Source organism: Candidatus Persebacteraceae bacterium Df01, from assembly GCA_030386295.1.
GTDB lineage: Bacteria > Pseudomonadota > Gammaproteobacteria > Tethybacterales > Persebacteraceae > Doriopsillibacter > Doriopsillibacter californiensis.
In genome coordinates this window covers 227,622-242,026 of sequence record JANQAO010000003.1, presented here as the reverse complement: position 1 = coordinate 242,026, position 14,405 = coordinate 227,622, and the positions used below count along the sequence as shown (strand labels likewise).

Genomic DNA, 14,405 nt, shown 5'->3' with positions numbered 1-14,405 from the left:
TATTGCTGTTGCAAATCAAATAGAAACGGTCTAATCAATAATTACCGCGGATAATGCGCGCCCAATATTCGCGCCCCGCGTGCGCCGGTAATGGACGAAATATCCAACGCTTTGCCTTCAATAAATTGTTTAGCAAACCACGCAAATGCTGTCGCCTCAACTCGTTCTGCCGGTAGTCCAGCTGCATTGCTTAATTGCACATTGCAATCAGGCAGCAGCGTTTTTAATCGGTTTGTCAATGCTGTGTTGTGTGCGCCACCGCCACATAAAAATACCACTGGCACATTGCTATCGCGCACAGCGATGGTAACTGTTTGGGCACTCCATTCTAGTAATGTTGCTTGCGCGTCTTCTGGGCGATGATGCGCCAATTCATTTTCAAAATGGCGCAAATCAAATTCTTCTCGCCCGCAACTCTTTGGTGAAGAAAGGGCTAAAAAAGGATGCTCCAGTAGCGTTTGTAGCAGTGATGGCACGATAGTACCACTTGTCGCCCAGCTACCATCAAAATCAAATTGCCCACTTTGATGCCGCCGATACCAAGCATCCATGAGCATATTAGCTGGTCCCGTATCCCAGCCTCGCACGCCGCCGTCTGTATCCAGCACGCTAATGTTGGCAATGCCACCCAGATTGATAATGGCGCAAGGTTTATAAGTAGCAAAGGCAGCGCGGTGAAACAGCGGCGCTAAAGGTGCACCTTGCCCGCCAGCAGCAATGTCGCGAGAACGAAAATCACACACCACATCTGCACCACACAATTCTGCCAACAAGGCACCGTTAAGTAGTTGTGCACTCCATCCGTGTGCCGGACGATGCAGTACCGTCTGACCGTGACAACCAATGGCAACGATATTGTCCGGCGGCGCGCCCAACGCCGCCACCGCTTTGGCACATAATTTTGCTACGGCGTTAGCAGCAGTAAGTGCTTGTGCCAACGTAGCGTCATCGGTTGCCAATTGCCGCCATTCATCGGCCTGTTTGAGCGGAATAAGAACTTGAGCATCAGCGATAATGCGGCAACTACCGTTATCAAAATCTACTAAGACGGCATCGGCAGCATCCAAGCTAGTACCGGTCATTACACCGACATAATAAGCATTCTTCACGGAGTAATTGTTTTTAGTTCAGCAAATAGTTGTGCGGAGGCATTTTGAAAATGAGTGAGTGCCTTTCCTTCAAGAGGTGGACGCCGACGAGGAATAGCCGTAGACAGTGGGTCTTTGTGTTTGCCGTGCACTCGAAATTCATAATGTAAATGCGGTCCAGTGGAAAGCCCAGTCTGACCAACGTAACCAATAATCTCTCCTTGCGCTACTTTTCGACCTTTGCGCATACCTTTGGCAAAACGGCTCATGTGTCCGTACACCGTTGTATAAATATTGAAATGTTTAATCATTATCACTTTGCCATAACCGCGCTCGGTTGCCACTTTGACAATTGTGCCGTCTGCAGTGCTGCGTATCGGTGTGCCGGTGCGTGCAGCGTAATCTACACCACGATGAGCACGCCAGCGTTTGAGTACCGGATGGTAGCGTCGATTGGTAAATTTTGAGCTAATGCGGCGAAATTTTAACGGCGCGCGTAAAAATGCTCCGCGCAAGCTCTCGCCGTCAGGGGAAAAATAGCCACGCTCATCAGCATTCCAAGCGCCACGAACTACTCGCGGTTTGTTGGGATTACGCAAGTTCACATATTCAAAAGCCAGCAGATTACTCACGCCAACAAAATCACCATCCTCGTCATGTTTTTCTTCATAAATGACGCGAAAAGTATCGCCGCCCCGTGCATCACGATAAAAATCCACCTGTGATTCCAGCCCTTCGATAAGCAAATCAATGGCAGCATCGGCGACTCCGGCACGATCAGCTGCAGCAAACAAAGAGGATTCAATACGTCCACCTTTTAGTTTCTTGTTGATTGTTATTTGCGGCGGCTTTTCTTCTACTTGCCAGACTCCGTCGTCGCCGCGTTCCGCAATTAAATAATAATCAGGAGATGTTTTGTATAGCAGTGCTAACAAACGTCCTGTCGTATCGCTTTTATATTTAAGTGACCGACCGACACGCAAACGCTGATAACTTTTTAATTTTTGCGATAGAAAAAAAACGCGCGATTCGTCATCGATGCCGATTTTTTGCAAAATTTCACCCATCGTGTCACCGCGGCGAATTTTGTATTCCTGCCACGGTACAACGATTTCTGGTGTGGGTGCAGGCGCAATAACACTCGGCTCTACCAGTGCGGTAGTGGTTGGCGGCGTGACAGTAATGTCATCATTTTGTGTTAACTTCGTTTCCGCTTTTTCTTCTACATCAATTGATGCCGGTTGTGAATTGAAAATCACAACGACAGCTAAAAATAACAACGCAATAGCAAATGAAAAAAACGGGCTTTGCGCAGCTCGCACTAAAACAATCCAATTATGGTTCACTGGCGTTGCTGAATGGTTGAGTAAATTAACTTTCGTATGGCGTCTACTTCAGCAGCGACAACGCGTGTATCTGGCGCGCCAAAAATTTCTGGGTTTTTTAGTCCGTGGCCGGTTAGGGTGCAAACGATGCGTGCGGGTCCGCGTAACTTTTCAGATTTTAAATCCGCCAACACGCCAGCAACGCTGGCTGCTGATGCCGGTTCGCAAAACACGCCTTCTTGTGACGCCAATAATTTTTGCGTTTGTAAAATTTGAGCATCACTCACAGCGCCAACCCAACCGCCAGATTCGGTCAGTACCAATTTGGCGACTTCATAAGATTGAGGATTACCAATACGAATCGCAGTGGCAACGGTTTCCGGGTTGAGCACCGGATTACCATTCAAAAAGGGTGCAGCATTTTCTGCCTGGTAGCCTAACATCGTTGGGCGTTGTTTTGCCACTGGCATGTCGGTAAAACGACACTCACCGCGACAAAATGTGCAAGCAGCCGTACCTTTTCCTGCCGCTTCACTGTAACCAAGCCAGTGCGCAGTGATGTTGCCCGCATTACCAACTGGCAATGCATGATAATCAGGAACACCCGGTAAATCAGTGATAATTTCAAAAGCAGCAGTTTTTTGTCCTTGCAAACGCATGGGGTTAATGGAATTAACTACTGCCACTTCGCCGCTATCAGAAAAGTTTTTAACCACCGTCATCGCATCATCAAAATTGCCGCTGATTTGTACAATTTCTGCGCCATGTGCCACCGCTTGGGAGATTTTTCCGGCAGCTACTTTGCCCGCTGGAATTAATACAATGCAGGGTAATTTAGCGCGCGCGGCATAAGCAGCAGCGGAAGCCGATGTATTACCGGTAGAGGCGCAAATCACGCAGCGCGCTCCTTGTTCCACCGCAGCGGCGATGGCAACTGCCATACCGCGGTCTTTGAATGAGGCAGTAGGATTCGCGCCTTCTATTTTTACCCAAAGACGCACGCTTTCGGGCAATAAGATATTGACTAATTCCACCAACGGCGTGTTTCCCTCTCCAAGCGAAAGTGGCGGTGCATCAGCGGCTAGTGGCAAACGGTTGCGATAGGTGGCAATAAGACCACTCATAAAAAACGTTTGATTGGCATAGTCACTACAGCGCCGACAGTGGTGGATTGATTTTCAATTTGTTTTATACCGGAAAATATTTTTCCGCGCGATGCTTCATGTACTAGCATAATAATATCTACTTCTTGTCCGGGCGCAGATTCATTTTGATGAATAGCTTCAATGGAGATATTTTGTTGTGCCAACGCGCTGGCAATATTCGCTAGCACACCGGGCATATCTAATACTCGCAAACGCAAAAAGTGCGGTGCACTACAATCATCCGCCGGAATGAGCGACGGTAATGGTGTGCCATTACCATGTTGCGCCAAGGCACCATTGCCGCGCGCGATATCAATCACATCGGCTACTACGGCGGCGGCGGTCGGAAACGCACCAGCGCCAGCACCGTAATATAGGGTTTCGCCAGCATAGGCAGAGCGTACTAAAATGGCATTCATTGCTCCATCTACAGAAGCGATAGGATGAGTACATGGCACTAAAGTTGGCTGTACTGATAATTCAATACCGTTGTCACGGCGCACGGCCTGTGCCAACAATTTCACACAAAAACCAAATTGTGCTGCATAACGAATGTCTCGTAATTTAAAGTCTCGCACACCAACAACGGGAACATCATTCATAGTCGCATGAGCCCCAAATGCCAGTCGTGCGATAAGTAAAATTTTGTGCGCTGCATCCCCGCCGTCAATATCTAAAGAAGGGTCAGACTCGGCATAACCCATTTTTTGCGTTGCTTCCAGCGCATCGGCAAAGGTTACACCGTCTTTTTCCATGGCGGTGAGAATGTAATTAGAAGTGCCATTGATAATGCCGGCCACTTCGTGTACCGTATCGCCGGCTAGTGCCTCCCTCAGCGTTTTAATAATTGGAATACAACCGGCGACGGCTGCTTCGTATGCCACTGGTTTGCCAGCAGCGTGAGCAGCGTCAAAAATGACATCCCCGCACGTTGCCAAAAGCGCTTTGTTAGCGGTTACCACCGACTTGCCAGCGGTCAGTGCCGCTTGAATACATTCTTTTGCAGTACTTTCTCCTCCCATCAATTCTAAAAGCACTTCGGCGTCTGGTCGTTGCACTGCCGCCTGCCAATCATCGGTTAGTAATCCTGCCATATCAGGGTGTAGGCGGGTTCGAGCTTTTTCTATGTTACGTACAACGACGGCACGCACCACAATATTTCGCCCGCTGCGCGCGCTAATGGTTTGAGCGTTTTCACGCAATACGTCAAGTACGCTGCCGCCAACCGTTCCGGCGCCGACAATAACGATTCCAAGTGGTGGTTGGGAAGCTGGTGCGAAGAAAGAAGTAAGCATTACAAATTTAATGAAAGCTTGTTATTATATCCGACTAGAATATCAATATTGCTCCAAAGCCTTTTATCATATGAAAATACAGCCTAATGAAACGCCACTTACGCATGCTATCAACGCTTGCGGAGATAATTTTGTAGTTATTGATGGTGTATCTTATAAAAATAGTTTACTGCTTACGCCAAACGGTATTGTTAATGCCGATTTACCAAACAATATTGAATTGCTTAGCGAAAGTCATTTGCAAAACGCTATCTGCTTGAGCGGTGCAGTGGAGTTATTTTTGCTTGGTGGATGCACTCAATCAACGTCTATGCGACGTGAATGGCTAATTCCATTTGCCAAACAGGGTATGGCACTGGAAGTTATGTCGCTATCTGCCGCCTGTCGTACTTATCAAGTGTTGCACGGCGACGGCAGAGCTGCGGCGGCCATTCTCATTATTTAATCAATCTAATAGCCTGCTTTTGTGCGGTGGTCAAACCGCTGCCGCACGGTTTTTACATCATCGGCAATCGCTGCGCGCAATTGCTCTAGATTATTATATTTTTCCTCATCACGCAGTTTTTCAAACAGTTGCACGGTGAGTCGACGACGATAAAGATTACCATCAAAATCAAGCACATGTGCTTCGGCGCGAACCAGTGAGCTATTTTGCACTGTCGGATTGTTGCCGATGCTAACCGCCGCCGGATAGCGGACGCCGTCAATAACCGTATCACCAGCAAAAATACCGGAGCATACCGGTACAAAATTCAGCCGCAAATTAGCAGTAGGAAAACCTAACCGGCGGCCAATGCCTTCACCGCGCACCACTCGTCCGTCCAGTACCCATTCGCGTCCCAACAATTGCGCTGCTGCAATAAAATTGCCGGCTCGTAAGTATTCCCGAATACGTCCACTACTGATCGGTGCGTCGCCTGACCACAATAATTCTGCGCCTAACACCGTTGCTCCGTGTGCTGCTGCTGCTTTTTTTAGCATTGTCACATCGCCTTGCCGACCTTGACCGAAGCGAAAATCCTCACCTACTACAAGATGGCGTACTGCCAGCTGGGTAAACAAAAATGAGGTGAATTCTTTAGCACTTTGACTAGCAAAACGTTTGTTAAATCGTGGTAAATAGAGTATTTCTAAACCGGTAGCAGCCAGCTGTTGAATTTTTTTCCTTACTCCCTCAATACGGTGTGCCGGTTTTCCGGCTAGCACGGTCACCGGATGCGGTTCAAAAGTCATTGCCGCACTATCCCAACCGCGCGTTTGTGCTTCCTGTCGCAATTGACGAATTAGTATTTGATGGCCCAAATGGACTCCATCAAAATTTCCAATAGTCAACGCCAAAGGGCGGTTAACCGGTAATCGGTGATGACGAATAATCTGCACAGCGGCGATTGTATCGGCAAAAATACCCTATGCTATAATCATTTGAGAATATAAGTCAAAATACTATACGCAAAGGAGAAAAACTATGGGATTCCAATTCGCTGACCTTCCATATGATTATGACGCGCTTGAACCGCATATTGATGCGAAGACGATGAAAATTCACTACAGCAAACACCATCGTGCTTATTTTGACAAAATGTCGGAAGCACTGAATGGTAGCGAAGCGTCGCTGATGAGTATTGAACGTTTGCTAAGTGGTATTTCCACACTAGGGTCTATTGCTCGCAATAATGCAGGCGGCAATTACAATCACAATATTTATTGGTCTTCAATGTCACCTGATGGCGGTGGTGATCCGGTTGGTGCATTGGCTGGAGAAATTGACCGCTCGTTTGGTGGTGCCGATGGGCTACGCAAAGAAATAACTGCCGCCGGTATAAGTCGATTTGGTTCTGGCTTTGCTTGGTTGATTGTGCAAGAACGTAAGCTTAAGGTGGTATCCACACCCAATCAAGATAACCCGTTGATGGACGAAGTTAGCGAATCCTGTCGCGGCATCCCTGTATTGGCGTTGGATGTGTGGGAACATGCTTACTATTTGAAACATCAAAACCGCCGTCCCGACTATATTGCCGATTTTTGGAAAATTGCCGATTGGCAGAGTGCCAGCAAACGCTTTGAGGCGGCGATGGATAAAGAGAAATAATCCTAACAATTCAAAATTATAAAAAAGTGCTTTTCCAGTTTGGTCAAGCGCTTTTTTTTGTTTCTGGGAATGAAAACTAGGTAGTCAACGTAATTTGCGACTTAAAAATTATTCGGCAATGAATTAGTGGCGTTTTTCACGTATTTCCAAAATAGTCACAATAATTTTGGCCCCAACGATGAGGGCAGAACCTACCCATAACCAACGATCAGGAGTGTAGCTAAAAACTAGGTAGCTTAAGATGGTGGCAGCAATGATTTCCGAATAATGAAACAGTGCAACCAAAGAAGCATTCGCAAAACGGCAAGCGGCGGTAATGCCCAAATGCCCTCCCGCTGCTAGCGCGCCGAGCAAAAACATGAGTAGCCATTCGTGCCCGCTTGGCGACGTCCAAACGATAAAGCAAAACGGAGCGGAGCATATCAATCCGGTAAATCCTGTTCCCCAAGCGACAATGAGAGGTGATTCTTTGATTGAAGATGCTCGCGTGCAAACGATGTAACCGGCAAAACAGAGCGCTGCTAGTAAAGCAAATAAAATGGTTGGCGAATATACATTGCTACCGGGGCGCAAAATAACGAGGACGCCAGTAAAGGCAACTATTGCTGCCAGTAGCCGCCGTAACTGCAGCGGTTCGCCTAAAAATGCGGCAGCTAAAAACATGACAATAATAGGTTCTATAAAAAATACGGCAATGGTGTCAGGAATGGGATTGTCACGGATGGCGGTAAAGTAACACATCGTTGCCGCAAACAACATACCGCCGCGCAGGGTGTGCCCTCTAAAAAAATGTATATTGGCGCGCTGGTCACGCCTCCTTGCCGTCCACCATACTGCTGGCGTCAGCCATAAGACGTGGAAACAAAAACGTGCCCACACCACCTGTGCTAATGGTAACTCGGTAGTAAGTATTTTGGCAGCGACATCCATAGAAGCCACAAGTACTACGCCTATTATCATTAGCCCTAAGGCGATAGGTAGATTATTGCTCGGCGTAGCACTCATTTGTTAAAAAGATGGCTCAGTACGGAAATAGTGACAGTTAAAACAGCTGCACATAAAGTGGATAAATAAATACCAGTACTAGGTTAAATTTCATTGTAACGCTTCGCATTTATAAGTGATGCCAAATTTAAGCTATCAAGGTGGAGAGGGGGAATGGGCAAATAATTTAAGCAACTAATTTCGTTAATTCAAAACTATGGTTATATTGTCCGCACTTACCCATTAGGGAATTATATATTTGATTTCAAAAAGTGAATTTTTCAATTCGTAGAGAAACATACTAAACACCATTTGTTCAAATTTAATTTATTAATAATTGCATTTAAATAATTGTATAACCAATAATTAATGACAGCCTATTGTTTGCAAATATGTAATAATAACCCTGTGGTCATCGCTAAACAATGATGCTTTTTGCGTAACAATCTGGCATTAAGGATTAGAATAAGCTTTTTTATCAATCGCCACTTCCATGCCATTTCCTAACAATACCCTGCACCGACGATTTACCGACAGCCTGTCAGAAACTCTTTCCGAATACATTAGCAACCTCAACGGTCAGCAATGTCACCATCTGCACCGTCTTGTCATGTCAACAGTGGAAGAGGAATTGATTAGTTTTGCGCTTAATCATTATGATGGTAACCGCTCTAAGGCAGCCAAGATGTTAGGTATCAGCCGAACTACCTTGTTGCGCAAAAAAGGTATTGAAACCGCTATCTAACCTAAAACTTTGATGAACATTCAAAACGCCCTAATTAGCGTTGCCGACAAAACAGGCCTTGCCGAACTTGCCGCTGCCTTGATTAAGCGGCGTGTGCGTATATATTCGACTGGCGGTACCGCTGCTGCCTTGCGCGAGGTCGGCTCTGAAGTTACCGATATTTCCGATCTCACTGGTTTTTCTGATATGTTGGATGGACGCGTCAAAACTTTGCATCCGCATGTGCATGCCGGTATTTTGGCCGATGCCGCCAATCCTGCTCATTGCCAAGCACTGGAAGAACGCAACTTACCCAAATTTAACTTAGTCGTAGTTAATTTTTACCCATTTGAACGAGTGGTAGCAAGCGGCGATGCTGCAGCGATTATAGAAAATATTGACATTGGTGGTCCGTCCATGGTGCGGGCGGCAGCGAAAAATCATGCCCATACGGCGGTACTAACTGACCCTCAAGATTATCGTACTTTCATCGGCGAAATGGAACGTGGAGATGGAAAAATCTCCTCTGAATTGACACGCATGTTGGCCTCTAAAGCTTTTGTTACGGTGGCACATTTAGATGCTGCTATTGCTAATTATTTCTGTGCAGACAGTGATTTTTCGTCACATCATTTTTTACACTTACACAAAAAAATGGAATTAAATTATGGCGAAAATCCACACCAAGCCGCAGCTTGCTACGAGCGTTTTGGTGAAAGTGGCGGTTACACGCAGTTGCACGGTAAAACGCTGTCGTACAACAATTTGTTGGACGCACAGGCGGCGAGTGAACTGGTCGGAATGATGGCGGAGCCGGCGGCAGTTATTGTCAAGCACAATAATCCCTGTGGTGCTGCAATTGCGGATAACGTGCGACAGGCTTTTTATATGGCGCGGCGCTGCGATCCGGTATCAGCCTACGGCGGTGTAGTAGCACTTAACCGAGAAGTGGACGGTGACACGGCACAAGCACTTACTGAAGGTTTTTTTGAGGTCGTTCTAGCACCTCAATTTACCGCTGAAGCCAAGCAAGAATTTGCTGCTCATTCTGATCGCCTGCGGGTGTTACTCATGCCTCCTGACTGTATCGGTATACATAACGTTTGGCGCAGTTTGGGTGGACTGTTTTTAGCACAACAGCCAGACCAGATGGCGCCCGAGGCATCATCTCAAATTGTCACTCGCCGTGCCCCTACCGAAGTTGAATGGCGAGACTTAGATTTTGCTTGGCGTGTGGCGGCCATTGTGAAGTCCAATGCCATCGTAGTGGCAAAAAAGGAAGCTACGTTGGGTATTGGTGCCGGTCAAATGAGCCGTGTGGATAGCGCAAGAATTGCTTGTCGGAAAGCCGCAGATGCCGGTCTAAAGCTAGAAAATAGTGTCGCAGCATCCGATGCTTTTTTTCCTTTTGCCGACGGGTTGGATGAATTGATTGAAGCCGGTGTGAGTGCTGTCATCCAGCCTGGTGGCAGTAAGCGTGATGCTGAAGTAATTACGGCTGCCGATAATGCTGGCATTGCTATGGTGTTCACAGGACGCCGCCATTTCCGCCATTAAATTAGTGGCGCGCGGCGGCAGGAATTTTATAATCGCTGCATGGCTTTTTTCGCTGTTATTGTCGCCGCCGGTAAAGGCTCGCGGTCAGGTTCGCCCAAACAATTTATTGAATTGTGTGGTCATTCAGTGCTTTGGCATAGTGTCCAGCCTTTTTTGCGTAATTCTCGGATTGATATGGTGCGGGTGGTAATCGCGGCAGATATGGCGGAGACAGCCGCGGCTTGTTTGGTTGGGTTGCCTAAAAAAGTGCTTCCGCTTTCTGTTGGCGGGCGCACACGGCGAGAGTCGGTACAAAATGGATTGTGCGGCATGGATGATGATGATTGGGTTTTAGTGCATGATGCTGCCCGTCCTTGCCTTAGTGATGCGGCACTAACTCGTTTATTGGACCACGCAAGTACTGATACTGTGGGCGGTTTATTGGCGTGTCCAATGGTTGACTGCCTCAAACAAACTGATGGTAGTAGAACACAGCAGACTTTGCCGCGCGATGATAAATGGCTAGCGCAAACACCACAAATGTTTCGCGTTGAGCCCTTGCGTAAGGCATTGGCACTGGCGGGTGAGGGAGATGATGAAGCGCAAGCGATGGAGTTGGCTGGTCATGCACCCTTACTGGTGGAAGGCGAAACAACTAATATTAAAATCACTCGTGCCGAGGATTTTATTTTGGCATCGGCAATATTGGCAGCAAGGGAATGATTCGTGTTGGCTGTGGCTTTGACGTTCATGCTTTTGCCGTCGGGCGGCGGCTGGTGTTAGGCGGTGTGGAAATCGCCCATTCCCACGGACTGACTGGTCATTCAGACGCTGATGTGCTAACACACGCCATTTGTGATGCTTTATTAGGTACACTGGGACTTGGCGACATTGGCGTCCACTTTCCAGATAGTGACAACGCTCATAAAGATGCTGACAGCTTAACGTTGCTGACACAAACCGTCAATACGCTGCGAGAAGCAGGCGGATACGTGGTTAATGTAGATGTTAGCGTGGCGTTACAGTACCCTAAACTCGCCCCATATGCTTGTGCCATGCGTGAGCGGTTAGCTGATGCTATGAATATTAAATTATCACAAGTTAGCGTTAAAGCAACAACAACCGAAAAGTTGGGTTTTGTCGGCCGCGAAGAAGGAATCGCTGCTTTTGCCGTAGCATTAGTGGAAGTAACAGATGATTGACGTTATTGCTTTGCTTAAATCACTTATCAATTGCCAATCAATCACCCCGGTACAAGCTGGCGCGCTAGATTTAGCACAAGAATTACTGAGTAAAGCCGGTTTCACCGTACAACGGTTGCCTGCGGGTGAAGTGGATAATCTGTGGGCGACGGATAACGCTTGCCCGCGTGCGCTTTTAGCTGGTCACATAGACGTGGTGCCACCGGGCGATGAAACGGCGTGGCATAGTGCTCCATTCATTGCCGAAGAGCGAGATGGTTATATTTATGGTCGCGGTGCAGCAGATATGAAAGCCGGTGTGGCGGCAATGCTGTGTGCGGCGACTCGCCTGCGGCAACAAGGTATTAACGGCATCGCCATATTGTTGACTTCAGATGAAGAAGGACCGGCATTGCATGGCACTCGCCATGTGGTGGAATGGTGGCAGAAAAATAACGAAGAGTGCATTGACTATGCCATCGTTGGCGAACCTACTTGCGAGGAATTTTTTGGTGACACCATTAAAACCGGTCGGCGTGGTTCATTAACCGCCCGTATCATCGTACATGGACAGCAAACGCATGTAGCTTATCCCCACCGCGGTGACAATCCCAATCACCAGCTTATCAATGCATTGGAAACAATGCGGCAGAACTGGCCGCCTTGTTTGACAGCGGAAGCAAGCTCTGCGCCGTCCACTGGTTTTCAAGTGGTCTCACTAAAAAGTGGAGCCGGTGCGAATAATATAACGCCCGCATCGGCGACAGCAACGATTAATTTTCGCTACGCGCCTGCGGATGATCCAGCGCAGTTGCAACAAACACTGGAATCATCCCTGACCCAAACCACCGGAAAGAATTGGACCTGTGATTGGGAACACAGTGCAGAACCATTTTTTACTGCTACCGACAGCGTATTGGTACACGCGTTGCAAGAGGAGATTGATAAGGTTACTGGCAGACGACCAGCACTTTCCACCGGTGGAGGCACATCCGATGGGCGTTTCTTGCGGACTATCTGCCGCGAACTGGTTGAATTCGGTCCTCGCAATGAAACTATTCATGCTCCCAATGAGCGCGTAGGTATAGAAGAAGTCCGTCAGCTTGCCACTATTTATGAAAAAACCGTACAAGGTCTCTTACTCTCAAAAAACTGACAGTGTCCATTAAACAAACGGTGTTAGAATCAAATATTGATAAAGGAGAGATATGGCGGAACCCAAGATTGCAAAAGTTGTAGGAAAAAAGCGATGGACGGAAATTTTGCATTCCATTTATATTAAGGCAGATTTTGTCACGTTTGAACCCGGTCAGTTTGGTCGTATTGGACTCAAGGTTGATGACAAAATTATTATGCGACCCTATTCTTTTGTTAATTCACCGACTGAATTGCGGCATGAGTTTTATTATGCGGTAGTACCCGAAGGACCGTTATCTAGCCGTCTGTCGACCCTCAACAGTGGTGATGATATTTATATTGCTGACAAGCCCAATGGTTATTTGGTGCTGTCCGAAGTTCCCGATGCTAAACAATTGTGGATGCTTTGTACTGGTACCGCAGTAGGACCTTTTTTGTCCATTCTTAAAAACCCAAAAGTTTGGCAGCGATTTGAACAATTGGTGCTGGTGCATGCAGTGCGCCACACTGCCGATTTATCTTATGGTGATGAAATTCAAAATTTAGTTGAAAGTAGCAATGGTCGGTTGCGATTTGTGCCCTTTGTTAGCAGGGAATCTTATCTTGATGCTTTATCTGGTCGTATTCCAACCGCACTTGAATCTGGTATCCTACAGTCTCGGACTGGGTTAGACATTTCACCTACCGACACGCAATTTATGATTTGCGGCAATCCGCAGATGGTAAAAGACACCTCAACTACCTTGCAGCAAATGGGTTTTGAAAGAAACCGCCGCCGCAATCCCGGTCATATTACAGTGGAGAATTATTGGTAATGACAATAGAAAACAATTCCGAAATTAACCCAATCGTCGTACTCTCTAAGATTGCGACAAAAAAAAATTGGTGTGCCAACTTATATTGCCCCGTGTGCTCCCACGTCGCTATGCGCTACGCCTTGCGAGAAATAGCGAGTGGTGTGTTACCAGGCACAGAGAAGTGGGTACTCAATGCACGTTGGCCTTCCGGTCTGACAGCCATGAAAGGCAAATACGGCTCCATGCCCATTGAAGCAACAATTCCTGAATGGAGCGTCCGTCATGAGCACGCAATATCCAGCATCATGGCGAATATGAGCATTGAGCAAATGGCGGAAAATGTCAGTTTTCCCGACTTTTTTTACTATATGGGCATTTGTCTGCATTATGTTGCCAACGAGGAACGTCGCTCAAGACGGGTAACCCTATCGTGGGTGCCACAAATACTTTCACTTTTTAAAACAGCTTTAGATGATGAAACTGAATCCGAATTGCGTCAATTATTGATTTCTGAAGACACGTTATCGTGGAAACATCTGCAGAAAGTGCAAGACAGATTAAGTAAAGTAGTGGTTGACGATGAGGAAGAGAAAGCGACGCCACCGGGCGTATATTATGTGGTGATGAAAAGCCGCTTGGAATACAATTTAGCCGGAGGTCGGGGCATTCGTTGGAAAGCACTTGCCGAAGTACTAAACGGTGCCTTATTACGACAAGAATATCCGCCGGTACTATACGCTTATGCTTTTTTGCCTAGCGCGGCACATCTGCTTATGAAAGTTTATAACGCAAAATTTTTCATAAATTACCTTCGTTCTCACTCTTACCAGTTAATGCACGAAAATATCAAGCGCACTGAAAGTGAGGAAAATCAAAAGCTGATTGTTAATGAAGGTTTTTGGCACGATAAAACCTTGATAGAAAAGGTCAGCAATATGGATGGGCTCATGCGCCATAAAACCAATATTGAAAACCTTTCGGTGGATATGGGGTATGTGGTGGAACCAGCACACTGGAAATGGTCATCGGCAACGGCTAACGATATGCTAACAATTAGTAGACCCGAAGAAAATAATTTTTCCGATTGGTAATCCAATGAGAAAG

15 protein-coding genes are annotated in these 14,405 nt (G+C 46.9%); 9 read left to right on the top strand and 6 right to left on the bottom strand.

Features of this window, described 5'->3' with window-relative positions; translation table 11 throughout:
• Positions 1-41: 41 nt before the first annotated feature.
• From NQX30_05875 to NQX30_05860, 4 genes are read right to left on the bottom strand one after another with little or no spacing between them, the layout of a single operon-like run.
• Positions 42-1,109, bottom strand: coding sequence for an anhydro-N-acetylmuramic acid kinase (locus NQX30_05875; GenBank protein MDM5147894.1), 1,068 nt, complete (start codon positions 1,107-1,109; stop codon positions 42-44).
• Positions 1,106-2,434, bottom strand: coding sequence for a peptidoglycan DD-metalloendopeptidase family protein (locus NQX30_05870; GenBank protein ID MDM5147893.1), 1,329 nt, complete (start codon positions 2,432-2,434; stop codon positions 1,106-1,108). The genes NQX30_05875 and NQX30_05870 overlap by 4 nt, the downstream gene beginning before the upstream one ends.
• On the bottom strand, positions 2,431-3,537 hold the full coding sequence (thrC, locus tag NQX30_05865) for a threonine synthase (protein ID MDM5147892.1): 1,107 nt from the start codon (positions 3,535-3,537) through the stop codon (positions 2,431-2,433). The genes NQX30_05870 and thrC overlap by 4 nt, the downstream gene beginning before the upstream one ends.
• The gene (locus tag NQX30_05860; GenBank protein ID MDM5147891.1) at positions 3,534-4,853 is read right to left on the bottom strand and encodes a homoserine dehydrogenase; all 1,320 of its coding nucleotides are present in this window, start codon (positions 4,851-4,853) and stop codon (positions 3,534-3,536) included. Before NQX30_05860 ends, thrC begins: the two co-directional genes overlap by 4 nt.
• Positions 4,854-4,923: 70 nt before the next feature.
• Between NQX30_05860 and NQX30_05855 the strand changes: the two genes are divergently transcribed.
• Positions 4,924-5,298: an MTH938/NDUFAF3 family protein gene (locus NQX30_05855; protein ID MDM5147890.1), complete on the top strand. Its 375-nt coding sequence runs from the start codon at positions 4,924-4,926 to the stop codon at positions 5,296-5,298.
• A 5-nt stretch (positions 5,299-5,303) separates the two neighbouring features.
• On the opposite strand, the gene ribF is transcribed toward NQX30_05855, so the two are convergent.
• The gene (gene ribF, locus NQX30_05850) at positions 5,304-6,233 is read right to left on the bottom strand and encodes a riboflavin biosynthesis protein RibF (protein MDM5147889.1); all 930 of its coding nucleotides are present in this window, start codon (positions 6,231-6,233) and stop codon (positions 5,304-5,306) included.
• An 85-nt stretch (positions 6,234-6,318) separates the two neighbouring features.
• Between ribF and NQX30_05845 the strand changes: the two genes are divergently transcribed.
• A complete protein-coding gene (locus tag NQX30_05845; protein MDM5147888.1) occupies positions 6,319-6,942 on the top strand; it encodes a superoxide dismutase in 624 nt (207 codons plus the stop codon).
• A gap of 123 nt (positions 6,943-7,065) precedes the next feature.
• Here the strand turns inward: NQX30_05845 and NQX30_05840 are convergent, their stop codons facing one another.
• Complete coding sequence (locus NQX30_05840; protein ID MDM5147887.1) at positions 7,066-7,947, bottom strand: DMT family transporter; 882 nt, start codon at positions 7,945-7,947, stop codon at positions 7,066-7,068.
• 472 nt (positions 7,948-8,419) lie between these two features.
• Between NQX30_05840 and NQX30_05835 the strand changes: the two genes are divergently transcribed.
• From NQX30_05835 to NQX30_05805, 7 genes are read left to right on the top strand one after another with little or no spacing between them, the layout of a single operon-like run.
• A complete protein-coding gene (locus tag NQX30_05835) occupies positions 8,420-8,671 on the top strand; it encodes a Fis family transcriptional regulator (protein ID MDM5147886.1) in 252 nt (83 codons plus the stop codon).
• A 12-nt stretch (positions 8,672-8,683) separates the two neighbouring features.
• Entirely contained in the window at positions 8,684-10,207 is a 1,524-nt protein-coding gene (gene purH / locus NQX30_05830; protein ID MDM5147885.1) for a bifunctional phosphoribosylaminoimidazolecarboxamide formyltransferase/IMP cyclohydrolase, read from the top strand.
• Between the two features lie 39 nt (positions 10,208-10,246).
• Entirely contained in the window at positions 10,247-10,909 is a 663-nt protein-coding gene (gene ispD / locus NQX30_05825; GenBank protein ID MDM5147884.1) for a 2-C-methyl-D-erythritol 4-phosphate cytidylyltransferase, read from the top strand.
• On the top strand, positions 10,906-11,388 hold the full coding sequence (ispF, locus tag NQX30_05820; protein ID MDM5147883.1) for a 2-C-methyl-D-erythritol 2,4-cyclodiphosphate synthase: 483 nt from the start codon (positions 10,906-10,908) through the stop codon (positions 11,386-11,388). Before ispD ends, ispF begins: the two co-directional genes overlap by 4 nt.
• Positions 11,381-12,523 carry a succinyl-diaminopimelate desuccinylase gene (dapE, locus tag NQX30_05815; GenBank protein ID MDM5147882.1) on the top strand — a complete coding sequence of 381 codons (1,143 nt, stop codon included), beginning with the start codon at positions 11,381-11,383 and terminating at the stop codon, positions 12,521-12,523. The genes ispF and dapE overlap by 8 nt, the downstream gene beginning before the upstream one ends.
• A 52-nt stretch (positions 12,524-12,575) precedes the next feature.
• Positions 12,576-13,319, top strand: a complete 744-nt coding sequence (locus NQX30_05810) for a ferredoxin--NADP reductase (protein MDM5147881.1) — start codon at positions 12,576-12,578, stop codon at positions 13,317-13,319.
• Positions 13,319-14,392, top strand: a complete 1,074-nt coding sequence (locus NQX30_05805) for a hypothetical protein (protein MDM5147880.1) — start codon at positions 13,319-13,321, stop codon at positions 14,390-14,392. The genes NQX30_05810 and NQX30_05805 overlap by 1 nt, the downstream gene beginning before the upstream one ends.
• Positions 14,393-14,405: the final 13 nt, after the last annotated feature.